The 22,580-nt window shown below is 64.2% G+C and carries 20 protein-coding genes and 1 pseudogene; 9 read left to right on the plus strand and 12 right to left on the minus strand.

Annotated features, from left to right (window positions below; genetic code table 11):
- The first annotated feature begins 218 nt into the window (after window positions 1–218).
- From scpB to typA, 8 genes and pseudogenes are all read left to right on the plus strand, one after another.
- Entirely contained in the window at window positions 219–953 is a 735-nt protein-coding gene (gene scpB / locus IFU00_14550; GenBank protein MBD8543502.1) for an SMC-Scp complex subunit ScpB, read from the plus strand.
- Window positions 940–3,018 carry an rRNA pseudouridine synthase gene (locus IFU00_14555; GenBank protein ID MBD8543503.1) on the plus strand — a complete coding sequence of 693 codons (2,079 nt, stop codon included), beginning with the start codon at window positions 940–942 and terminating at the stop codon, window positions 3,016–3,018. The genes scpB and IFU00_14555 overlap by 14 nt, the downstream gene beginning before the upstream one ends.
- A gap of 247 nt (window positions 3,019–3,265) precedes the next feature.
- Window positions 3,266–3,754 (plus strand): ribosome maturation factor RimP, encoded by a 489-nt coding sequence (gene rimP, locus IFU00_14560; GenBank protein ID MBD8543504.1) that lies wholly within the window; start codon window positions 3,266–3,268, stop codon window positions 3,752–3,754.
- Complete coding sequence (gene nusA / locus IFU00_14565) at window positions 3,751–5,316, plus strand: transcription termination/antitermination protein NusA (protein ID MBD8543505.1); 1,566 nt, start codon at window positions 3,751–3,753, stop codon at window positions 5,314–5,316. The genes rimP and nusA overlap by 4 nt, the downstream gene beginning before the upstream one ends.
- Window positions 5,317–5,360: 44 nt before the next feature.
- The gene (infB, locus tag IFU00_14570; GenBank protein MBD8543506.1) at window positions 5,361–8,222 is read left to right on the plus strand and encodes a translation initiation factor IF-2; all 2,862 of its coding nucleotides are present in this window, start codon (window positions 5,361–5,363) and stop codon (window positions 8,220–8,222) included.
- Between the two features lie 110 nt (window positions 8,223–8,332).
- A pseudogene (rbfA, locus tag IFU00_14575) lies at window positions 8,333–8,716 on the plus strand (30S ribosome-binding factor RbfA).
- 116 nt (window positions 8,717–8,832) lie between these two features.
- Window positions 8,833–9,759: a tRNA pseudouridine(55) synthase TruB gene (truB, locus tag IFU00_14580; GenBank protein MBD8543507.1), complete on the plus strand. Its 927-nt coding sequence runs from the start codon at window positions 8,833–8,835 to the stop codon at window positions 9,757–9,759.
- Window positions 9,760–10,037: 278 nt separating this feature from the next.
- Window positions 10,038–11,870: a translational GTPase TypA gene (gene typA / locus IFU00_14585; protein ID MBD8543508.1), complete on the plus strand. Its 1,833-nt coding sequence runs from the start codon at window positions 10,038–10,040 to the stop codon at window positions 11,868–11,870.
- Window positions 11,871–12,004: 134 nt separating this feature from the next.
- On the opposite strand, the gene IFU00_14590 is transcribed toward typA, so the two are convergent.
- The 12 genes from IFU00_14590 to flgB form a co-directional block, all read right to left on the minus strand.
- A complete protein-coding gene (locus IFU00_14590) occupies window positions 12,005–13,006 on the minus strand; it encodes a hypothetical protein (protein ID MBD8543509.1) in 1,002 nt (333 codons plus the stop codon).
- Between the two features lie 26 nt (window positions 13,007–13,032).
- Window positions 13,033–13,944 (minus strand): flagellar hook-associated protein FlgL, encoded by a 912-nt coding sequence (gene flgL / locus IFU00_14595; GenBank protein MBD8543510.1) that lies wholly within the window; start codon window positions 13,942–13,944, stop codon window positions 13,033–13,035.
- A gap of 10 nt (window positions 13,945–13,954) precedes the next feature.
- A complete protein-coding gene (gene flgK / locus IFU00_14600; protein ID MBD8543511.1) occupies window positions 13,955–15,340 on the minus strand; it encodes a flagellar hook-associated protein FlgK in 1,386 nt (461 codons plus the stop codon).
- Between the two features lie 98 nt (window positions 15,341–15,438).
- Window positions 15,439–15,780, minus strand: a complete 342-nt coding sequence (locus IFU00_14605; GenBank protein MBD8543512.1) for a rod-binding protein — start codon at window positions 15,778–15,780, stop codon at window positions 15,439–15,441.
- Window positions 15,780–16,874 carry a flagellar basal body P-ring protein FlgI gene (locus IFU00_14610; GenBank protein MBD8543513.1) on the minus strand — a complete coding sequence of 365 codons (1,095 nt, stop codon included), beginning with the start codon at window positions 16,872–16,874 and terminating at the stop codon, window positions 15,780–15,782. Before IFU00_14610 ends, IFU00_14605 begins: the two co-directional genes overlap by 1 nt.
- Before the next feature lie 32 nt (window positions 16,875–16,906).
- Window positions 16,907–17,563: a flagellar basal body L-ring protein FlgH gene (flgH, locus tag IFU00_14615; protein MBD8543514.1), complete on the minus strand. Its 657-nt coding sequence runs from the start codon at window positions 17,561–17,563 to the stop codon at window positions 16,907–16,909.
- A complete protein-coding gene (gene flgG / locus IFU00_14620) occupies window positions 17,563–18,348 on the minus strand; it encodes a flagellar basal-body rod protein FlgG (protein ID MBD8543515.1) in 786 nt (261 codons plus the stop codon). Before flgG ends, flgH begins: the two co-directional genes overlap by 1 nt.
- A 28-nt stretch (window positions 18,349–18,376) precedes the next feature.
- On the minus strand, window positions 18,377–19,102 hold the full coding sequence (gene flgF / locus IFU00_14625; protein ID MBD8543516.1) for a flagellar basal body rod protein FlgF: 726 nt from the start codon (window positions 19,100–19,102) through the stop codon (window positions 18,377–18,379).
- 10 nt (window positions 19,103–19,112) lie between these two features.
- The gene (locus tag IFU00_14630) at window positions 19,113–20,303 is read right to left on the minus strand and encodes a flagellar hook-basal body complex protein (protein MBD8543517.1); all 1,191 of its coding nucleotides are present in this window, start codon (window positions 20,301–20,303) and stop codon (window positions 19,113–19,115) included.
- 11 nt (window positions 20,304–20,314) lie between these two features.
- The gene (locus IFU00_14635) at window positions 20,315–21,016 is read right to left on the minus strand and encodes a flagellar basal body rod modification protein (protein MBD8543518.1); all 702 of its coding nucleotides are present in this window, start codon (window positions 21,014–21,016) and stop codon (window positions 20,315–20,317) included.
- 2 nt (window positions 21,017–21,018) lie between these two features.
- Window positions 21,019–21,423 (minus strand): flagellar basal body rod protein FlgC, encoded by a 405-nt coding sequence (gene flgC, locus IFU00_14640; protein MBD8543519.1) that lies wholly within the window; start codon window positions 21,421–21,423, stop codon window positions 21,019–21,021.
- A gap of 19 nt (window positions 21,424–21,442) precedes the next feature.
- Complete coding sequence (flgB, locus tag IFU00_14645; GenBank protein MBD8543520.1) at window positions 21,443–21,802, minus strand: flagellar basal body rod protein FlgB; 360 nt, start codon at window positions 21,800–21,802, stop codon at window positions 21,443–21,445.
- 70 nt (window positions 21,803–21,872) lie between these two features.
- On the opposite strand from flgB, the gene flgA reads away from it, so the two are divergent.
- The gene (gene flgA / locus IFU00_14650; protein MBD8543521.1) at window positions 21,873–22,577 is read left to right on the plus strand and encodes a flagellar basal body P-ring formation protein FlgA; all 705 of its coding nucleotides are present in this window, start codon (window positions 21,873–21,875) and stop codon (window positions 22,575–22,577) included.
- The last annotated feature ends 3 nt before the right edge of the window (window positions 22,578–22,580 follow it).

A 22,580-nucleotide genomic window follows, 5' to 3' on the forward strand; every position in this document is an offset into this window, starting at 1 on the left:
CGGGTTCCTTGCCCTTCGTGTAATAGACTGTCCGGCGCATCAGCCCCGGACCCACGGATTCCAGTATCAGGCAGCAGATCGCAAACAGCAGGCTAGCCGCCCATGCGCCGGCGCCGCTCGTTGCGTGGTCGCCGGACGCTAACTGTGTGTGCCCTGATTCTGTTGCGCGGATTCTGTTTCTGCTACCGCTACTGTTTGTGGATTGACGACATCGCACTATGAATACTGACGAGGCCAAGCGCGTCCTCGAAACCGCCTTGCTGTGCGCCCGCGAGCCGATGTCGATCCACGGCATGAAAAAGCTGTTCGCCGACGTCGACGGGAGCGGTCGCAGCCAGGGCGCCGGCGTTGGTGCCGATACGATCAAGATATTGCTGGAAGAACTCCGCCAGGACTGGGACGGCCGCGGCATCGAGATCGTCAGCCTGGCCTCGGGCTGGCGTTTCCAGAGCCGTCCCGAAATGAAGCCGTACCTCGACCGGCTGTCACCCGAGAAGCCGCCGAAGTATTCGCGGGCGACGCTGGAAACGCTGGCCATCATTGCCTATCGCCAGCCGGTCACGCGCGGCGATATCGAAGAAATTCGCGGCGTGGCGGTCAATTCGCAGACGATCAAGATGCTCGAAGACCGCGGCTGGATCGACGTGCTCGGCCACCGTGAAGTGGTAGGGCGCCCGGCGCTGCTGGGCACGACACGCCAGTTCCTGGACGACCTGGGCCTGGCGTCGCTGTCCCAATTGCCGCCGCTGCAGGCGCTGGCCGAGGGGCCGGATGCACGCAGCCTGGAAGCACTGGAAGCAGCACTGAACGACAATTTTGAGAAGGCGGACGCCGGCGCGCCCGTCTTACATCCGGACACTTCACCGATTGAAGTGTCGATACCAGACCTGACAGACGACGGAATTGCCGAGGCGGGTCAGCACAATAAAGATACGAATGATGAACCCAACTGAACCAACCGAAAACAAGCCTGTCGACGCAGCCGAGACCGCCGTCGCCAAGCCAAAGCGCCGCACCAAGGCCATGATCGCCGCCGAGGCTGCTGCATCCGCGCCCGTCGACGCCGCCGCCGAAGCGCCGGCCAAGCCGAAGCGCACGCGCAAGGTCGCCGTCGCCAGTGAATCCGGCGCCGCCGCGCCAGTCGCTGCCGAGTTGGCTGGTGATGCACCAGCTGCCGACGCACCAGCCGCGAAAGTGCGCAAGCCACGTGCCATGAAGGCCGCCAAAGAAGTCCAGGCCGCCAAGGAAGAGCTGGCCGCAGCGCCGGCCGCCGACGGCGCCGAGGCTGCACCTGCCCCTGCACCGAAGCCGCGCGGTCCCCGTCAGATGCGCGAAAAGCGCGCCGAACGCGAGGCACTCGAGCAGCTGGCGGCGCCTGCCGTTGCTGCTGCCGATGCTGCGCCAGAAGGCGATGCGCCGGCTGAAGGTGCTGGCGCCGAGGCCGCTGCTGCCGTCGACGGCGCGCCACAAGGCCGCGGCCGTGGCCAGCAAAAGCCGGGCATGCGCAACCAGCAGAGCAACCGTCCGGTGCAGGGCGCCGGTCGCCAGGGCCAGCCGGTCAAGCAGATCGGCCGCAATGGCAAGCCAGGCAAGCCCGGCGGCAAGCCGCAGCCAATGGACGAGGCCGACAACGTGTTCTCGTTCGTCACGTCGGATGATTTCGACGCCAACGACGGTGCCCGCCGCAATGCGCCGGTCAAGGCCGTGCGCCGCGACCTGACCGCTGACGACGACGCGCCGAAGCTGCACAAGGTGCTGGCCGAAGCGGGCCTGGGTTCGCGCCGCGACATGGAAGACCTGATCGTTGCCGGCCGCGTGTCGGTCAATGGCGAGCCGGCCCACATCGGCCAGCGCATCCTGCCGACCGATGCGGTGCGCATCAATGGCAAGCTGATCCAGCGCCGCGTGAGCAGCAAGCCACCGCGCGTGCTGGTGTACCACAAACCGGCCGGCGAAATCGTCAGCCATGACGATCCGGAAGGCCGTCCATCGGTGTTCGATCGCCTGCCGTCGATGAAAGCAGGCAAGTGGCTGGCCGTTGGCCGCCTCGACTTCAACACCGAAGGCTTGCTGCTGTTTACCACGTCGGGTGACCTGGCCAACCGCCTGATGCACCCGCGTTATAATATCGACCGTGAATACGCGGTGCGCACGCTGGGCGAGCTCGAAGAAGGCATGCGCCAGAAACTGCTGGCCGGCGTCGACCTCGACGACGGCAAGGCGGCGTTCTCCAAAATCCAGAACGGCGGCGGCGAAGGCATCAACCGCTGGTACCGCGTGGTCATCGGCGAAGGCCGTAACCGCGAAGTGCGCCGCATGTTCGAGGCGGTCGGCCTGACCGTCTCGCGCCTGATCCGTACCCGTTACGGCGCGATGACGCTGCCAAGTGGCCTGAAGCGCGGTCGTTGGGAAGAATTCGAAGAAAACGATGTCCGTTCGCTGATGACGGCCTTCGGTGTCGAGAAAAAAGCGGCGCCGGAGAAAAACGCCAAGTCGGGCGGCAAGCCGGGCAAGGGTCCGCGTCCGAATGGTGCGCGCGACAGCGAGCGCGGCAACGAACGTGGTAACGAGCGTGGCAACAGCCGCGGTCCTGAGCGCGGCAACGTGCGCAGCGCTGGCGGCGACGATGAGCGTGGCAACGACCGCAGCGATGGCAACCGCATCGACCGCGCCGACGCCAACCGCAATGTCGATCCGTTCGGTCCGCAAGCAACGCGCGTGGGCAGCACCCGCGGCCAGGGTATCCTGAATGGTCCGGTGCCTGGCAACAAGCCAGTCGGTGGCCGTCCCGGTGGTCAGGGTGGTGGCAAGGGCCGCGGTGCCGGTTTCGGCGGCGGGCAGGGCGGCAAGACGGGTGGCGCTGGCGCCAGCAGCCGTCCACGCCAGCCCGATCCGTTGCAGACCACGTTCGGTTTTGCCAACACCGGTGGCGGCGCACGCCGCGGCGGTGCGGGTGGCGGCCAGGGTCCGCGTGGCGGCGCCGAGCATGCGGCACCGCGCCGCGGCCGTCGCGGCTAAGCCTCATTCAGTGCAGGCTGCCGATGGCAGTCTGCTAACTGTTGTATAGCTGCTCATTTTGGCGTGCGGATTGCGAGGCACGCCGAAAAGCAGTATAATTTGCAGCCTAATCGAAGACCTTCCCGACGTGTTGTTCAGCGTGCATCCGGTGTAAGCGTCATATTTTGATTGGGGTGTAATGACAAAAAGATGGGCAGATGCCCATTTTTTTTTTGGTAAATCGTTTTAGAAGCCCTGGAGAAGTGCCGTGCAGCAGTTTGATTTAATCGCCACGACAGTCAGTGGTCTCGGTTATGAACTCGTCGACGTGGAACGAGGCGACCGCGGGATCCTGCGTGTGTATATCGATTTTCCGGCTGCCGACGCGGACGAAAAGGGCCCGATCACGGTCGAGGATTGCGCCAAGGTGAGTCACCAGCTGTCGCATGTCTTCACCGTGGAAAACGTCGATTACGAACGACTCGAAATTTCGTCGCCGGGCCTCGATCGCCCGGTACGAACCCTCGCCGATTTCGCGCGCTTTGCCGGCCTTGAGTGCACGGTCAAGCTGCGCGTCGCGGTGCCGGGCAGTGATAACCGCAAGACGTTCACCGGTATCCTGCGCGGCGTCGAGAACGACAAGGTCGGCTTGGAATTTGACAGTAAAGATGGCCCGGCGTTGATGGAATTTACGCTGGCCGAATTGGATAAGGCACGTTTAGTGCCGCAGGTGGATTTTAGGAGTCGCAAAGCATGAGTCGCGAAATTTTGTTACTGGTGGATGCGCTTGCGCGCGAAAAGAACGTCGACAAGGAAGTCGTTTTCGGAGCGCTCGAGTTCGCGCTGGCACAGGCCACGAAGAAGCGTTATGAAGGCGAAGTCGACATTCGCGTGTCAATCGACCGTGACACCGGCGAATTCGAGACTTTCCGCCGCTGGCACGTCGTTCCAGACGAAGCCGGCCTGCAACTGCCTGATCAGGAGATCCTGCACTTTGAAGCCAAAGAGCAGATTTCGGACATCGAAGTCGACGAATACATCGAAGAGCCGATTGAATCAGTCGACTTCGGTCGTCGCTTTGCCCAGGACACCAAGCAGGTCGTGCTGCAGCGCGTGCGCGATGCCGAACGCGAGCAGATCCTGCAAGACTTCCTGGAACGTGGCGACTCGCTCGTCACCGGCACCATCAAGCGCATGGAACGCGGCGACGCGATTGTCGAATCGGGCAAGATCGAAGCACGCCTGCCGCGTGACCAGATGATCCCGAAAGAGAATCTGCGTATCGGCGACCGTGTGCGCGCTTTCATCCTGCGTGTGGACCGCAATATGCGTGGCCCGCAGGTGATCCTGTCGCGTACTGCGCCTGATTTCATCATGAAGCTGTTCGAACTCGAAGTCCCGGAGATCGAGCAGGGCCTGCTGCAGATTAAGTCCGCAGCCCGCGATGCCGGCGTGCGCGCCAAGATCGCCGTGTTCACGGCTGACAAGCGCATCGACCCGATCGGTACCTGCGTCGGGATGCGCGGTTCGCGCGTCCAGGCCGTGACCGGTGAACTGGGTGGCGAGCGTGTCGACATCGTGCTGTGGTCCGATGACCCGGCGCAGTTCGTCATTGGCGCCCTGGCGCCGGCGAATGTCTCGTCGATCGTGGTCGACGAAGAAAAGCACGCGATGGATGTCGTCGTGGACGAAGAAAACCTGGCCATCGCGATCGGCCGTTCGGGCCAGAACGTGCGCCTGGCGTCCGAGCTGACCGGCTGGAAGATCAACATCATGACGGCCGAGGAATCGGCCAACAAGGTGGAGCAAGAGTCAGCGGCCATCCGCGCGCTGTTCATGCAAAAACTGGACGTCGACCAGGAAGTGGCCGACATCCTGGTGGAAGAAGGCTTCTCGAGCCTGGAAGAAATCGCGTATGTGCCAATTTCCGAAATGCTGGAAATTGAATCGTTCGACGAAGACACTGTCAACGAACTCCGTACCCGTGCACGCGATGCGCTGGTCACCGAGGCGATTGCTTCCGAAGAAGGCCTCGAAGGCATGGAAGAAGCTCTGGTCAATCTGGAAGGCATGGACCGTACCGTTGCCGGCAAGCTTGGCCTGGCTGGTATCAAGACGGTCGACGCATTCGCGGCACTGGCCTATGACGAGTTTGGCGCCATCCTGGCGCTGCCGTCGGAACGTGCCCGCGACCTGATCAAGAGTGAATTTAATGATGTGACCGACGACGAGATGAAGCTGGTCGATGGCAAGTACGACGACCGGGCGAAAGCACTGCAGGCGAAAGCCTGGAGCCTGGCTGAAACGGCCAAAGCTTGAGCAAATCTTTATCATCTGTCGCGACACATAGAAAAGAGGACTGAATGGCGAGTAACAACGTAGCCCAATTTGCCACCGAGCTGAAGATGCCTGCAGACCTGCTGCTGACGCAGCTGCGCTCGGCCGGCGTCGAAAAAAGTTCGACGTCAGATCCGTTGTCGAAAGATGATAAGGACAAGCTGCTGAACCATCTGCGTCGTACCCACGGCGCAAGCGACACCGGTGAAAAGAAAAAGATCACGGTAACGCGCAAGGAAACCAGCGAAATCAAGCAAGCTGATTCGTCGGGCAAATCGCGCACCATCCAGGTCGAAGTCCGCAAGAAGCGCACCTTCGTGCAGCGCGACGACCTGGTCACGACCAAAGCACCTGAAGAGCCGGTCGTCGACGTTGCTGAACAAGCACGTCGCGAAGAGGAAGCAGCGCGCCAGAACGAAGCGATCGCCCGCCAAGAGGCTGATCTGCGCGAGAAGCAAGAGCGCCTGATCAAACTCGAAGCCGAAGAAAAGGCGCAAGCCCAGGCAGCGCAAGAGCAGGCCAAGCGCGATGCGGCTGAACAAGCCAAGCGCGACGCCGCCGAGAAATCGGCTGCTGCTGCCGTGGCTGCCGGTGCTGCCAAGGAAGCTGCTGCCGGCGCGAAAGAAGCCGCTGCCGGTGCTGCTGCTGACGAGTCGGCCAAGCGCGCCGCTGAAGAAGTCAAGGCCCGCAATGAAGCGGCAAGCAAGGAAGCGGCCGAACGCGTTGCCGCTACCGAGCGCGCCCGCAAGGCCGTGGCTGACGAAGTCGCGCAGATCAAGCTGATGATGAGTCAGCCGCGCCGTGTCATCAAGGCACCTGAGCCAGCACCGAAGCCGGTCGTCGCACCAGCGGCCCCGGCCGGTACGCTGCACAAGCCTGCCGACAAGAAGCCTGGCGAAGTCAAGAAAGACGACGCCAAGAAGCCTGGCGACAAGAAGTCGATCAAGTCGGCCAATGTGTCGTCGACCTGGTCGGACGACGCCAAAAAGCGTGGCGGCCCTAGCGTGAAAACGCGCGGCGGCGCAGGCAGCAGCACCGGTGGCCGTGATGGCTGGCGTGCTGGTGGCGGCCGTGGCGGTCGTCGTGGTCATGATGACCGCGAGACCAACTTCCAGGCGCCAACCGAAGCGATCGTACGCGATGTGCACGTGCCGGAAACCATCACCGTGGCCGAACTGGCCCACAAGATGGCGATCAAGGCATCGGAAGTCATCAAGCAACTGATGAAGCTGGGCCAGATGTGCACGATGAACCAGGTGCTCGATCAGGAGACCGCGATGATCCTGGTGGAAGAGATGGGCCACAAGGCCTTCGCTGCCGCCGAGGATGATCCAGAAGCACTGCTGGCCGACAACGGCGAGCACGCCGAATTCGAATCGACCTCGCGCGCACCGGTCGTCACCGTCATGGGTCACGTCGACCATGGTAAGACGTCGCTGCTGGATTACATCCGTCGCGCCAAAGTGGCCTCGGGCGAAGCCGGTGGTATTACCCAGCACATCGGTGCATACCACGTGGATACCCCACGCGGCATGATCACCTTCCTTGACACCCCGGGTCACGAGGCGTTCACCGCCATGCGTGCCCGTGGTGCCAAGGCGACCGACATCGTCATCCTGGTGGTGGCGGCGGACGACGGCGTGATGCCGCAAACCAAAGAGGCAATTGCTCACGCAAAAGCCGCTGGTGTCCCGCTGGTCGTGGCGATCAACAAGATCGACAAGCCGGGTGCCAACACCGACCGCGTCACGCAAGAGCTGGTCGCTGAAGGCGTCGTGCCTGAAGAATACGGTGGCGAATCGCCATTCGTGCCGGTGTCGGCAAAAATCGGTACCGGTATCGACGATCTGCTGGAGCAAGTGCTGCTGCAGGCCGAAGTGCTGGAACTGAAAGCGCCGACCGAAGCGCCGGCCCGTGGCCTGGTGGTCGAAGCCCGTCTGGACAAGGGCCGCGGCCCGGTGGCAACGATCCTGGTGCAGTCGGGTACCCTGAAGCGCGGCGACGTCGTGCTGGCGGGTTCGTCGTTCGGTCGTGTTCGTGCGATGCTGGACGAAAACGGCAAGGCAGTCACCTCGGCTGGCCCGTCGATTCCGGTCGAAATCCAGGGCCTGACCGAAGTGCCGACCGCCGGCGAAGAAGTCATGGTCATGGCCGACGAGCGCAAGGCGCGTGAAATCGCCCTGTTCCGTCAAGGTAAGTTCCGTGACGTGAAGCTGGCCAAGCAGCAAGCCGCGAAGCTCGAGAACATGTTCGAGCAGATGGCCGAAGGCGAAATCAAGAACCTGCCGCTCATCGTCAAGACCGATGTGCAGGGTTCGCAAGAGGCACTGGTCGGTTCGCTGCAGAAGCTGTCGACCTCGGAAGTGCGGGTCCAGATCGTGCACGCAGCGGTCGGCGGCATCACCGAGTCGGACGTCAACCTGGCAACCGCGTCGAAGGCAGTCATCATCGGCTTCAACGCCCGTGCCGACGCCCAGGCGCGCAAGCTGGCCGAGTCGAACGGCGTGGACATTCGTTACTACAGCATCATTTACGATGCAATCGACGAAGTCCGTACCGCGCTGTCGGGCATGCTGGCGCCAGAAAAGCGCGAGACCATCACCGGTCAGGTCGAGATTCGCCAGGTCATCCTGGTCTCGAAAGTCGGCGCGATTGCCGGTTGCCTGGTCACCGACGGTGTCGTCAAGCGTTCGTCGTCGGTCCGTCTGCTGCGCAACAACATCGTGCTGTGGACTGGCGAGATCGATTCGCTCAAGCGCTTCAAGGACGACGCAAAAGAAGTGCGCGCTGGTCTCGAGTGCGGCCTGTCGCTCAAGGGCCAGAACGAAATCCAGGTCGGCGACGTCCTGGAAGTGTTCGAAGTCACCGAAGTGGCACGTACGCTGTAAGCGACACGTTGGCGTAACATGGGGGCCAGGACGCTTCGCGGCAACGTCGCGAAGGGCCTGGCCCTTTTATTTTGGCTCTCTGATTTTCCAGAAAAAGATGCAGCAACATCATGGCTAAACACAGCAAAAGCATTCCCAAGCGCGGCCTGCGCGTGGCCGACCAGATCCAGAAGGATCTGTCGGAACTCATCGCCTTCGAACTGAAGGACCCTCGCGTCGGCATGGTCACGATCAGCGAAGTGCAACTGACCCCTGACTACGCCCACGCCAAGGTGTATTTCACCCTGCTCAAGGATGGCGTGGAAGAAGTCAAGCAGACGCAGGAAGGCCTGAACAAGGCGTCCGGCTACCTGCGCAATATGCTGGGCAAGCGCCTGCACATCCACACGCTGCCGGCGCTGCACTTCGTGCATGACACGTCGACCGTGCGCGGCCTGCAGATGTCGGCCCTGATCGACCAGGCTAACGCGACGCGCTCGAAGGATGACCCGGAATCGAATCCGGCGCCTGAGGTGGATGTCGACCTGGACCAGTCGCAGGAGCAGGACCAGGATCAGGATCAGGATCAGGACAGCGATGCTGGTGACGAGGCCGATAAGGCGAACAAAGCGTGAACGGTCGGCCCGCCAAAAAACCGCGCGACCTGGTCAATGGCGTGCTGTTGCTCGACAAGCCGGTGGGCTTCTCGTCCAATGACGCGCTGATCAAGGCCAAGCGCGTGCTCAACGCGAAGAAGGCCGGCCACACCGGCACGCTCGACCCGTTTGCCACTGGCCTCTTGCCACTGTGCTTTGGCGAAGCGACCAAGTTCTCGCAGGACTTGCTGGAGTCGGACAAGACCTATCTGGCCACGGTCCACCTGGGCATCACGACGACCACCGGCGACACCGAAGGCGAGGCCGTCGAGACCAAACCGGTCGATGTGACGCTGGACCAGATCGAAGCCGCGCTGGCCCGCTACCGCGGCCCGATCCTGCAAACGCCGCCCATGTACTCGGCGCTCAAGCGCGACGGCAAGGCACTGTACGAATACGCACGTGAAGGCATCGTGCTCGAGCGCGAAGCGCGCCCGGTGACGATCCACTCGCTGACGCTGGTTGCGTACGACGCGCCGTTCCTGAAGATCGCCGTGACCTGCAGCAAGGGCACGTATGTGCGCGTGCTGGGGGAGGACATCGGTGCTGCGCTCGGTTGCGGCGCGCACCTGAACGCACTGCGCCGCACTGAAGTCGGGCCGTTGACGATCGAGGGCATGATCACGCTGGACGATCTGCTGGCGCACCCCGACCCGTTGTCGCTGCTGCAGCCGGTCGACGCCTTGCTGTCGAGTTTTCCGGCCCTTGAACTGACGCCCGAGCTGGCGCGCCGTTTCCTGCAAGGGCAGCGCCTGGCGCTTGGCAAGGAAGACATCGTCGTTCCCGAACAGCAGGGCAGGGTGCGCATCTATCATGCTGGCAGCCTGCTGGGCACCGGTATTCTCGGGGAGTATGCGATCCTGGCCCCCGAACGCCTGATCTCGACCGCACCCCAGGGTTGATGTCACGCGGCAGTCATAAACGGGCGCTACCCTTGCAGGCAGCGCCCCGTCTGTCCAGTGACCGGGCAAGCTCTTGAAATACCTCGCTATTTCCAACCACCCCGGTTAGAGCGGTACTTTACCTGCTATACTAGTCGGTTTCCGAAATCAGCAAGTGCGCGGCAACTTCGCGGCACCATCGCGGCAACATCGTCGCAGTACCTCGGCAGCATCGCGGTACAGCGCAGCAGATACTCGGCAGATCGTACACTTCCGTACAACGCAACTTCTCAGAGACCATGTCAAACACCAAACGCGCGATTCGTAATATCGCAATCATCGCCCACGTTGACCACGGCAAAACCACCCTGGTGGACATGCTGCTGCGTCAATCCGGTACGTTCCGTGAAAATCAGCAGGTGGAAACCCGCGTGATGGACTCGAACGACCTCGAAAAAGAACGCGGCATCACCATTCTGTCGAAGAACTGCGCTGTCGAGTACGAAGGTACCCACATCAATATCGTCGACACCCCAGGCCACGCCGACTTCGGCGGTGAAGTCGAGCGCGTGCTGTCGATGGTTGACTCCGTGCTGCTGCTGGTCGATGCGCAAGAAGGCCCGATGCCACAGACCCGCTTCGTGACCCGCAAGGCACTGGCCCTGGGCCTGAAGCCAATCGTCGTCGTCAACAAGGTCGACCGTCCAGGCGCGCGCGCCGAATGGGCCATCAACCAGACGTTCGAACTGTTCGACAAGCTCGGCGCGACCGATGAACAGCTGGACTTCCCGATCGTCTACGCATCGGGTCTGAACGGCTATGCCGGCCTGACCGAAGATGTCCGCGAAGGCGACATGAAGCCGCTGTTCGAAGCGATCCTGCAACACGTGCCAGTCCGTGACGACAATCCGGACGGTCCGCTGCAGATGCAAGTCACGTCGCTCGACTACTCGTCGTACGTCGGCAAGATCGGCATTGGCCGTATCTCGCGCGGCCGCATCAAGGCTGGCCAGGACGTCGTCGTCGTGAACGGCCCAGGCGCAACCCCAATCAAGGGCCGCATCAACCAGGTCCTGAACTTCAAGGGTCTGGAGCGCGTGCTGGTCGATGAAGCCGTCGCTGGCGACATCGTCCTGATCAACGGTATCGAAGAAATCGGCATCGGTTCGACCATCTGCGCACCGGACACCCCGGACGCACTCGAAATGCTGACCGTCGACGAGCCAACGCTGACCATGAACTTCATGGTCAACAACTCGCCACTGGCCGGCCGCGAAGGCAAGTTCGTCACCAGCCGTCAGCTGCGCGAACGCCTCGACCGCGAACTGAAAGCCAACGTCGCACTGCGCGTTTCGCCAACCGACGACGACACGATCTTCGAAGTCTCGGGCCGCGGCGAGCTGCACCTGACGATTCTGCTGGAAAACATGCGTCGCGAAGGCTTCGAGCTGGCAGTGTCGCGTCCACGCGTTGTGTTCAAGATGGTCGATGGCGTGCGCCATGAGCCGTTCGAGAGCCTGTCGGTCGACGTCGAAGAAGCCAACCAGGGCGGCGTGATGGAAGAACTGGGTCGTCGTCGTGGCGATCTGCAGAACATGGAATCGGATGGCAAGGGCCGCGTGCGTCTCGAGTACCTGATCCCGGCGCGTGGCCTGATCGGCTTCCAGGGTGAATTCATGACCCTGACCCGCGGTACCGGCCTGATGAGCCACGTGTTCCACGAGTACGCACCAGTCGACAACAGCAAGGGCGAAATGGCCGGCCGTCGTAACGGCGTGCTGATCTCGCAGGATGACGGCGCTGCCGTTGCCTACGCGATCTGGAAACTGCAGGATCGCGGCCGCATGTTCGTGTCGCACAACGATCCGGTGTACGAAGGCATGGTCATCGGCATCCACTCGCGTGACAACGACCTGGTCGTGAACCCGATCAAGGGCAAGCAGCTGACCAACGTGCGTTCGTCGGGTACTGACGAAGCGGTGCGCCTGGTGCCGCCAATTCAGATGTCGCTGGAATACGCGGTCGAATTCATCGAGGACGACGAACTGGTCGAGATCACCCCGAAGAGCATTCGTCTGCGCAAGCGCTACCTGAAAGAGCACGAGCGCAAGAAGGCCAACCGCGAAGGTTAATGCCTTCCCCTCACCGGCAATCGAGATTGCCGGTGAATGAAAAAACCCCGCTGCATGCAGCGGGGTTTTTTTTTTATTCATCAACGCGATGCGTTGAAGCAGCGCGATGTCAGACGTCCAATGGGTGGCAAGTGTCAGCGCAATCCGAGCAGCGCCTGCACCCGCTCGCGGCTGACACCGACCAGCGCCGACGTGATGGCCAGCAGCGACTGGTAATCGTGGCTGGTGGCGGTGCCGGAAAAATCCGCGGCCAGCAGCGCCAGTTCGGCTTGCGGCAGCTCGGATTGCGCCGTGCGCGCCGTGGCCTGACTCAGGGCAAGGGCGGCGGCATCCTGCGAGCGGCGCACGCGCGCCAGCGCCTGCACCACCTCGCGCAACCCCTGGCGCAGGGCGTCCGGATTCCCCAGTTGCCATTCCCGTGGCGCCAGCGAGGCTGGCAGCGCGGTCGTGTCGACGCGGCCACGGCCCGTCACGGCAATGGCGTCCTTGACGCCGTCGAATGTGGCCTCGGGCGTCGTGAAGACGAGCGCGCGCTCCGTGTCGAGCCCGGCGCGAATGCCGACTGGCGCCAGTGTGCGGTCCAGGCGCCGGGCGATCTCTTCCTCCGTCATGCCCGGTTCGAACGTGGCCGCCAGTTGCGGGCCGCCGATGCTGCCGACCGAAAAGCCCAGGGTCTGGTTGCCGGCCGCCTGCAGGCTGGCGATGTCCAGGCCGTCGATACGAAAACGCTGTTGTGCGACCCGGTCGCCGTCGAAGCCCAGCTCGGCATCGAGCCCGGCGCCGCCTTCGCTGCGGCGGGTGTCGAGCGTGTCGCCCAGTTGGCGCGCCCGCGCTTCGAGCTGGCGCGAGGCGGCGCCGCGCCCGGCCAGGCGCGTGCTCAGATCGGCCTTGAGCGCTTCGAGCTGGGCGGCGATGCGCGCCAGATAGTCGAGTGCCTGCTGGGCCTGCGCCACGCCCGTTTGCAGATCGTGGCCGTGCGCAGCGCCGCGGCGCGACGCGCGCGCGCGCGCCGCCGCAGGGGACTGCGTCGCCGGTTCGGCCGCGGACGGCTGCGCGGCAACAGCCCGGGCTGCCATGGCGCCAGCGCGGACAAGGCCGCCCGGCGTGTTGCTACCCGGAACGGCCGGCGGGGTAATGGTGCGGGTCAGGGCGTCCATGGGCATCACAGCGCATCGAACAGCGACAGGTTGCCGATCTTGGCGTAGGCCTTGTAGGTCGCCTGCAGGGCCGATGAGTAGCCGCTGAGCTCAGTCGCAGCGACGCCGACGTCGAGCTGGCCGATGTCGAGGATGGCCATCTGGTTCGACAGGCTGATGTTGGCGTGGTTGGCCTCAAGGGTCCGGATGACGTTCTGGCGCCCGCCCATCGTGGCGATCTTGCTTGAGACCAGCCCCTGGGTCGTGTCGAAGCCCTTCAGGTTGGCTGTCAGCACCGCACGTACGGCAGGGTCATTGGCGCTCGCGCCAGGGGCCGACAGCACGCGGATGGTCTCGTCGAGCTGATTCAGCAGCGATTCGAGGCCCGCCAGGTCTTCGTTGGCGGGCTGGGTCAGGCCACTGCCGACCGTGACGTTCTGGCTGTTGGTGTTGCCCGCATACGTGTAACGCGCACCCGGTACGGCGGCCGGATCGTAGGCCACCGGCGCCGTCCGCGTCAGCGTGCCGGAGAACAGATGGTTGCCTTCGTGGTCGACCGTATTGGCGCTAAAGAACAGGCTGTCCTTCAGCGCCTGCAGCGGCGCCAGCATCGCTTTCAGGTCGGCCGGGGCATTGCTGCCGTCGGAGGCCCATACCAGCAGGTCGCGGCCCTCGTTCATCTCGCCCACCATATTGCTCAGGTAGCCTTCCGATTTGGACAGGCGCAGCTGCAGCGCGCCGATATTGTCGCGGTATTGCTGGACCGACGATTCCTCGCGCTCCAGGCGCGACAGGCGCACGCTGTCGACCGGGTCGTCCGACGGCAGCAGGATGCGCTTGTTGCTGGCGATCTGCTGCATGATCTGGCTGACCCGTTCCTGGTTGACCTGGAGCGAGGCGTTCATCGTCGATTGGTACTGGGAAGTGGCGATACGCATGATTATTCCTTTAGCCCATCATCGCGAGCGTGGCGTCGAACATCGAGTTGGCAATCGAGATCACGCGCATGTTCGCTTCGTACATCCGCTGCAGTTCCACCAGCTTGACCGCTTCTTCGTCTTCGTTGACGCCGCTGGTCGATTGCCAGTCGTCGACCGCTTGCGTGCGCACGGTGTCGGTGGTCTTCAGGGATGCTCTGTTGAGTTTGCTGTCGATGGCCAGTTTGCCCAGCAGCTGGGTATCGGCGTCGCTCAGCAGGACAGTCCCGATCCCGGGCAGCGTGACCGGCTGGCCCTTCAGCGCGGCAAGTTGTTGCAGATTGGCGGTATCGCCTGGCAAGCCGTCGCCCGAGAAGGCCAGGTCTTCGGCCTTGAAGCCGGCAACGACCTTCAGTGCATTCGCGCCGCCGCCCGGGGTGTAGACGAACAGCGGTGTGCCGGCCACGGCGGGGCCGCTGGCAGGCGTGCTGAACCCGAGCGCCAGCTGGGCATTGACGCGCTCGGCAATGGTGCGGCCCAGCGTGTCGATATCGTCCTGCAGCGGCTTGAGGGTCGTGATTTCGTACAGGCTCAGGCCACCGATCTGACCCCCCATTTTCGTGGCGTCCAGCGTGAAGGTGGCATTCGCAAACGTGATCGAAAACGCCTGCGGCGCACTCGTCGTCGCGGCGGCCTGCAGCGTGCCGTGCATGCTGCCGATCACCAGTGCCTGGCCACTCTTGAGCGCGACATCGCGGCTGCCATCGGCGTTGGTCGATACTTCCAGCGCCATCTTCGACGCCAGTGCGTCGATGGCGTTGTCGCGCGCATCGATCAGGCCAGAGGCCGAGACGCCGCCCGCCTGGGTTTGCATGATCTGCCGGTTCAGGCTCGCGATCGTGCCGATGTCGCTGTTGGCCGCATCGACCAGCGCGCTGCGCTGCTGGCGCACCGACGTGATCTGCGCGTTAAAGACATTGTTCATGCCGTTGATGCGCTCGCCCATCAGGCTGGCGGACGTCAGCACCTGCTGGCGCAGCGGGGTCGAACCGGGGTCGCCAGCCACGGCGTTGATCGCCTTGAAGAAATCGTCGATGCCGGCCGACAGGCTGGCCGAGGCGTCACCCATCACGCTTTCGAGCTGGGTCAGGTAGGGCTGTGACTGGGCGTAGGCGCCTTGTTCCGACGCGGCGCGCCACATCGCCTGGCTCTTGTAGTTGTCCGAGAAGCGCATCAGCGAACTGACCTCGACGCCATTGCCGGCCGACCGCCCGCTGGCATCCGGGCCGACCGACGTGAACAGCGCCGATTGCCGGGTGTATCCCTTGGTTTGCAGATTCGCGATGTTCTGGCTGCTGGCCGACAGCGCGATCTGGGCGGCGAGGGCGCCGGACAGGGCATTGTTGATGATCGTCATGGTGGAACTCGTTTCGGGACAGGGGTTAACCTGATAAGGCGACCAATCCTTGCCGCTTGTTAAGCTTTACTGCAGATTGGCGTTGCCGGTGCAGACGGTCAGGTCTTGCCGCCGCCAGCGCCCGGCACCAGCTGGCGCAGGATCGCATCGGCAATGCCGAACGCGCGCTGGCCGGCCATATTGCCTGCCAGCAGATCGTCGGCCATGTCCTGCATGTCTTGGTTGACGCGGTTGTTGAACACGCTGTCCTCGCTGGCCATCTCGCGGGTCGAGGCGCGCATCGTGCGCAGCATGTGGCCGATGAAGAAGCGCTCGAATTCCACCGCAGCCTTGGTGGCCTTGGCGACGTAGGCCGGATCGGCCTGCGGCTCGGCAGCGGGAGCGACCGCATTCTCGGTGTTGGTCGCCAGGCTCGTATTGCGAAGTTCGTCGATGCGCATCAGATCACCACCAGTTCGCCTTCGATCGCGCCGGCCTGGTCGAGGGCCTGCAGGATCGCCATGATGTCGTCGGGCGAGGCGCCCAGGCTGTTGACGGTGTCGATGATCGTCTGCAGGCGCGCGCCTGGCGGCCAGCGGAACATCTGGCCCGAACCCTGATCGACCGACAGCTTCGATTCGGGCGTCACGGCGGTCTGGCCGTTGCTGAGCGGGCCCGGCTGGCTGACACGCGAACTCTCCGAAATGATCACCTTGAGCGAGCCGTGCGTGACGGCGGCGGCTTTCACGCGCAGGCCGTCGGCGATGACGACGGTGCCGGTGCGCGAATTGAACACGACGCGTGGCACCTCGACGCCCGATTCGACGGTCAATGCCGTCAGGCGCGCCATGAACGCCACGCGCTCGGTCGGGTTGCTTGGCGCGATGACGTCCACGCTGGTGCCGTCCTGCGTGGTGGCCACCGGACCGTAGCGCTTGTTGATCGCATCGACGACATTGGTCGCCGTCTCGAAATGCGGCTGGCGCAGGCGCAGCGTGATTTGCGGCCGGGTGGCGAAGTCGCTGGCGATCTCACGCTCGATCTGGGCGCCGTTGGGCACGCGGCCGGCGGTCGGGGTATTCACGGTGACCGACGAACCGCTGCGGCCGGTGGCGTTCAGGCCGCCGACCACGACATTGCCCTGGGCCAGTGCATAGACTTCGTTGTCGGCCGCGCGCAGTTGCGTCAGCAGCAGCGTGCCGCCGCGCAGGCTTTTTGAGTCGCCCAGCGACGAAACGGTTACGTCGATCGTCTGGCCACGGCGGTAGCCGGGCGGGAAGGTGGCCGAGACCATCACGGCCGCGACGTTCTTGTTCTTGGCGTCTTCGCCCTCGGGCAGGCGCACGCCGAACTGCTTGAGCATGTTGACGACCGACTGGCTCGCGTATTTCACCTGGGTCGAGTCGCCGCTGCCGTTCAGGCCCACGACGAGGCCATAGCCGACCAGCGGATTGTCGCGCACGCCTTCGACACTGACGAGATTGCGCAGGGCCTGGGCGGCGTGGGCGGGGTGGATGGGCAGCAGGGCGCTCGCGCAGAACGCGGCAAACAGCAATGGCGCAAAACGGCGCGAAATCATGGAGATCCTCAGAACGGCATCAGGGGGCTGTTGAAAAAGCGCGTCAGCCAGCCCGGCGTGTTGGCCTCGGCCAGCGCGCCGCGGGCGGAATAGGCGATGCGGGCATTGGCCACGCGCAGCGACGAGACGCGGTTGTCGGTATCGATGTCGGCGGCGCGCACAAAGCCTTTCAGGCGCACGAATTCTTCGCCCTGGTTCAGCATCAGGTTTTTTTCGCCGGCCACGCGCAGCAGGCCATTGGGCAGCACTTCCTGCACGATCACGGTCAGCGCGCCGGACAGCGCATTTTGCTGGGTGCTGGTGGCGTCACCCTCGAAATCGCGGTCGGCCGAGATGTCGATCCCGGTCTTGCCGTAGACCTTGCCGAGCGCAGCCAGCGGCGCGATGCCGACCGACGACCCCTTCGAGATGCTGGTGCCGGCGCGCTTGCTGGCCTGCGTGGTCTCTTGGAGGATCACGGTGACGGCGTCGCCCACGCGGTAGGCGCGGCTGTCGGATGTGAGCGAGACCGTATCGGCGGTGAACACGCCGCCCGAGAGGCCGGCGCGCACCGGACGCTGCAGCGGCATGGCGTCGTCGTCGGCCAGGGCCGGCATCGGCGACGAGCAGCCGGCCAGCACCAGCCCGCACAGGGCGCCGGCAAGGGCGGTGACAATTGCGCGCATCAGCGTGCCGCCGCTGCCAGGGTCTGCAGCATATTGTCGGCTGCCGACAGCACCTTGGTGTTCATCTCATAGGTGCGCTGGGCCGCGATCATGTCGACCATCTCTTCGACGACCTGCACGTTCGAGCCTTCCAGCGAGCCTTGCTTGAGCTTGCCGAATGCGGCGTCGCCCGGGCGGCCTTCATTGGCCGCGCCGCTGGCGGCGGTTTCCTGGAACAGGTTGTCGCCCAGTGCCAGGAGGCCCGTCGGATTGATGAAGGCGGTCAGGTTCAGCTGGCCGATTTCCTGCGGCGCCGGCTGGCCGGCGATCGTCACCGAGACGACGCCGTTCTCGCCGATGGTCACGCCGGCGGCGTTCTGTGGAATCGTGATCTGCGGCACGATCGGCAAGCCCTGGGCATTGGTCAGCGTGCCGTTGGCGTCGACCTGCAACTGGCCGGCGCGGGTGTAGGCCGGTTCGCCGTTCGGGCGGCGCACCTGCAGGAAGCCGGCGCCGGAGATCGCGACGTCAAGCGGCTGGCTGGTCTGCTGCAGACTGCCGTTGGTGAAGGCTTTCTGGGTGCCGACCACGCGCACGCCGTTACCGAGCTGCACGCCATTGCTGACGGTGTTGTCGGCATTCTGGGCGCCCGGTTGCGCATCGACCTGGTAGAACAGGTCTTCGAACACGACGCGATCGCGCTTGAAGCCGACGGTGTTGACGTTGGCCAGGTTGTTGGCGATGGCCTGCAGCTTGGCGTCTTGCGCCTGTACACCGGTCTTGCTGATCCACATTGCTGGATTCATGGTTGCTCCCTGTTAGGTTGTGCCGGCGTCAGGCGCCGAGCAGTCGGTTGCCCGATTCGTTCATGCTGTCGCTGGCCTTGAACATCTTCATCTGCATCTCGAAGCTGCGGTTCAGGGCCATCACGGCGACCATTTCTTCCACCGCCGAGACGTTGCTGCCTTCGAGCACGCGGCTGCGCACGCTGACGTTCTGGTCGGCCGCGAGCGGCTCGCCGCCACGCGGCACGATCAGGCCGGCTTCGTTCTTGGTCAGTTCGGCGCCTTCGGCGCTCACCAGCCGCAGCCGGTCGACGACCTGGGTGACGGTGCCGCCTTCGGGCATCACCGAGATCGTGCCGTCGTTGGCGATGTCGACCGCCGTGTGCGGCGGCAGCACGATCGCGCCGCCTTCGCCCAGCAACGGGCGGCCGGCGACCGACAGCGCGCCATTGGCGTCGATGGCAATGGCGCCGCTGCGGGTATAGGCTTCGCCGCCAGCCCATTCGACCGCCAGGTAGCCGTTGCCGGCGACGGCCACGTCCAGTGGACGGCCGGTCTCGCGCACGGTGCCGGTGCGGGTGGAAATCGTGTCGGCTTCCGAGCGCGACTGGTGCACGCTGTCGTAGCCGTAGCCCCCCAGCGACTGCACCGACGCCAGTTCGATATTGGCGCGAAAGCCCGGCGTGTCGGCATTGGCCAGGTTGTTGGCCCGTACCTGCTGCGCGCGCAGCGTGCGTTCGGCGCCGCTGACGGCGGTAAAGATGAGCTTATCCATGGCGTGGCACTTACAGGGCCTGCATCAGCGACTGCATCATCTGGTTCTCGGCGGTGATGACCTTCGAGTTCGCCTGATAATTGCGCTGCGACGTCATCAGGCCGACCAGTTCCGACGTGATGTCGACGTTCGAGCCTTCCAGCACGCCCTTGGACAGCTTGCCGCCCAGGCCCACGCCCGGCGTCGTGTACAGCGGCGCGCCTGAATTGGCATTCGCGATCCAGGCGGTATCGCTGACCGACACCAGGCTGCCTTCGTCGGGGAAGGTGGCAATGGCGATCGTGCCGACCACCTGCTGCTGCTCGTTGCTGTACTTGGCCACGATCGAACCGTTCTCGGCCAGCTCGACGCCGACAAAGGTGCCCGAGGCATAGCCGTCGGCGCGGTTGGTGGTGTTGGTTGCTTCGCCGGCAAACCTGGACGTGCCCGTATAGTCGAAGCTGAACGTCATGTCGGCCGCGCCCGTTGCGGCGCCGGGGATGGTCAGGGCCGTGCCGCTCGTCGTCGCCGGCAGGATCTGGCCATTGGTGCCGAAGTTCATGGCAAAGCCGGCGCCGGCCGGTGCCGCGCCATCGAGGCTGTAGTGCACGGTCACGGTGTCGGCATCGGTCTTGACGAAGTACTGCGATACGGTGTGCTGGGTGCCGAGCGAGTCGTAGACCACCGACTGCTTGACCATATTGTAGGTATTGGCGTCGGTTGGGCTGAAGGCGGTGGCCGGGACTTTCCAGTCGCCCGACATATTGCCGGCGTAGCTGACCTTGGTGGTGGCCACGGCCGGGATCTGGCCGGTCGGGATGGCGATGTCGCCCATCGTGCCAAGCACGCCGCCCACGCTCGGGCCGTAGCCCTGGACCTTCTTGCCAGTCGAATCGACCAGCAAGCCATCGGCGTTGGTCGAGAAGATGCCCACACGCGAATACGACACGACGCCCTGAGCATCGCGGCTGGTGAAGAAGCCGCGGCCCTGGATCGCGGCGTCCATGCCGCGCCCGGTGCTCGACAGGCTGCCGTTCTGGCTGATGTTCTGGGTCAGCGACTGCACCTGCACGCCATTGGCCTGGTCGCCGGCATACACCGAGGCGAAGTTGGCGCGGCTGCTCTTGAAGCCGTAGGTACCGGCGTTGGCGATATTGTTCGACAGCGTCGTGAGCTGTTCGTTGATGGCCTGGATGCCCGACAGGGCGATATTGAAGCTCATGGCTGATCCTTTTAATTGAACGTGACGGGCGCATCGGCGCCGGTGGTCTTGCCGTTGAAACCCGTGATCCAGCCCGGCTCGACGTCGCCAATGCCGGCCACCTGCATGACGATGCCGCCGGTCGACGACAGCCGCACGCTGTTCAGGCGGCCGTCGATTTCCACTGCTGGCTGGGTGCCGTCGGCCGCTTCGGCGGCGATGCTGTATTTGCCGGCTGGCAGGCCGAGTTTGGCCGGGTCGATCGTGAAATGCTGCGCGCCCGCGGCATGCGGCGGCAACTCGATCCGTGTCTGTGTCCCGGTGGCGCCGGTGAGCACCAGGTGGGTCAGGCTGCTGGCCCCGCCCAGCTGGACGCTGCCCTGCAGCGGGGTTTCGCCCAGCTGCACGCGGCCCGTCTCGACCGAGACCTGGTTGCCGACCTGGCCGCCCATCGCCAGCACCTGCAGGCTTTGCAGCATGGTGGCGCTGGCAGCGGTGGTCTGGGTCATGTTTTCCAGCGCTTCGGTCTGCGACAGCTGCGACAGCTGGTTGACGAACGCGGCCGGATCCGATGGCGCCAGCGGATCCTGGTTGCGGATCTGCGCGACCAGCAGCTTGGTGAACATGTCCTTGTTGGCGCTGACGGGGCTGGCCGCCGGGGCGACGGCGTTGCTGTTCGCGTTGCCGTTCGTGTTGCCATTCAGGCCGAAGGCATTCGACGTGGTGGTGACCATGATCAGCTCTCTCCCATGCGGATCAGCGACTGCTGCATCGACTTGATGCGGCCCATGACCTCGACATTGGTCTCGAAGGCGCGCGAGGCGGCCATCATGTCGGCCATTTCGGCCACTTCGTTGACGTTCGCGTAGAACACCATGCCGTCGGCGTCGGCCAGCGGATTGTCCGGTTCGTGCATGCGGCGCAGCGGCGCGCTCGACTCGACCACGTCGAGCACTTGCACGCTGGCAGTACCGGCGTCGCCCACCATCGCGGCGAACACGGGCTTGCGCGCGCGGTAGGCATCGGCTTCGGTGCCCGCGACTGCGTTTGCGTTGGCCAGGTTGCTGGCGATCGTGTTCATGCGCACGGTCTGTGCCGCCATGGCCGAGCCGGCAATCTGTGAAATATCCTTGAATCCCATGGGATGCTCCTGGTTGGTCTTATTGACCGGAAATGACTTTGTTCAGACCGCGCAGCTTCATGTTGATGAAGGTAAGGCTGGTCTGGAAGTCGGACGCGTTCTGTGAAAACGCTGCCTGCTCGACGCCGATTTCGACGGTGTTGCCGTCGGCGCTGGCCTGGTACGGGACGCGGTACAGCGGGCCGTCGGCCGACAGGGTCGGCATGCCGTCGTCGGCATCGCGCTGGTCCTGCAATGCACTGGCGAAATCGATGTCGCGGGCGGTGTAGCCCGGCGTGCTTTCGTTGGCGATGTTGGCGGCCAGAACGCGGGTGCGTTCAGCGCGCAGCTGCAGCGCGTCGGCGTGCACGCCCAGCGCCTGCTTGAAATTGATCGACATGGCGATTCTCCGTGAAGTGCAGTGGGATTGGTTAAAATGACTGTTTCCGCCTGACCAATATTGTCCACCTATGAGTTTCCCTAAGGCAATACTGATAATTGTAGCGTGTGTGTTGTGCACCACAGCATGGTCAGCGCAAACTATTTCTGTGCAGATACAAAAAATTGCACGTGATGAGCTCGAAAAAGTGGCGGCCGCCAGCGGCTTGTCCGAACCCGAGTTCGACCTGACCGTGGTTAGCAGCCGGCCGGCACCAGCGTGCAGCGTGGCGCCCGCCATCGAGGCCGTCGACACGCGCCAGCCGGCGCGCATGCGCTTTGTCGCGCGTTGCCCGGATGGCAGCGGCTGGCGCCATGAATTCATCGTGCGGGCGCGGGTGTCGGCCATGGTGGCCGTGGCCAGCGCGCCGTTGTCAGCCAATACGGTGCTGGGCGGGTCCGATGTCGCACTCGAGCGGCGCGACATCACCAATATTGCCGATCCGGTCGGCGTGCTGGCCAATGTCGTCGGCCAGTCGAGCCGGCGCAGCCTGCGCGCAGGCGATGTGCTGCGCGCGGGCAGCCTGGCCGCACCGGTCGTGGTCAAGCGCGGCGACGGTGTCGTGATGGTGGCGCGCCAGGATGGCATCGAAGTGAGCATGGCCGGCGAGGCGCTCGACGCCGGCGCGCGCGGCGCCGTGGTCCGGGTCAAGAACAGCGCCAGCGGCCAGGTCGTGCGCATGCGCGTGGTCGGCGCCGGCGCGGTCCAGCCGCCTGACTTGCCGTGGGGCGAATGACGG

Source organism: Oxalobacteraceae sp. CFBP 8761 (assembly GCA_014841595.1).
Lineage (GTDB): Bacteria > Pseudomonadota > Gammaproteobacteria > Burkholderiales > Burkholderiaceae_D > Telluria.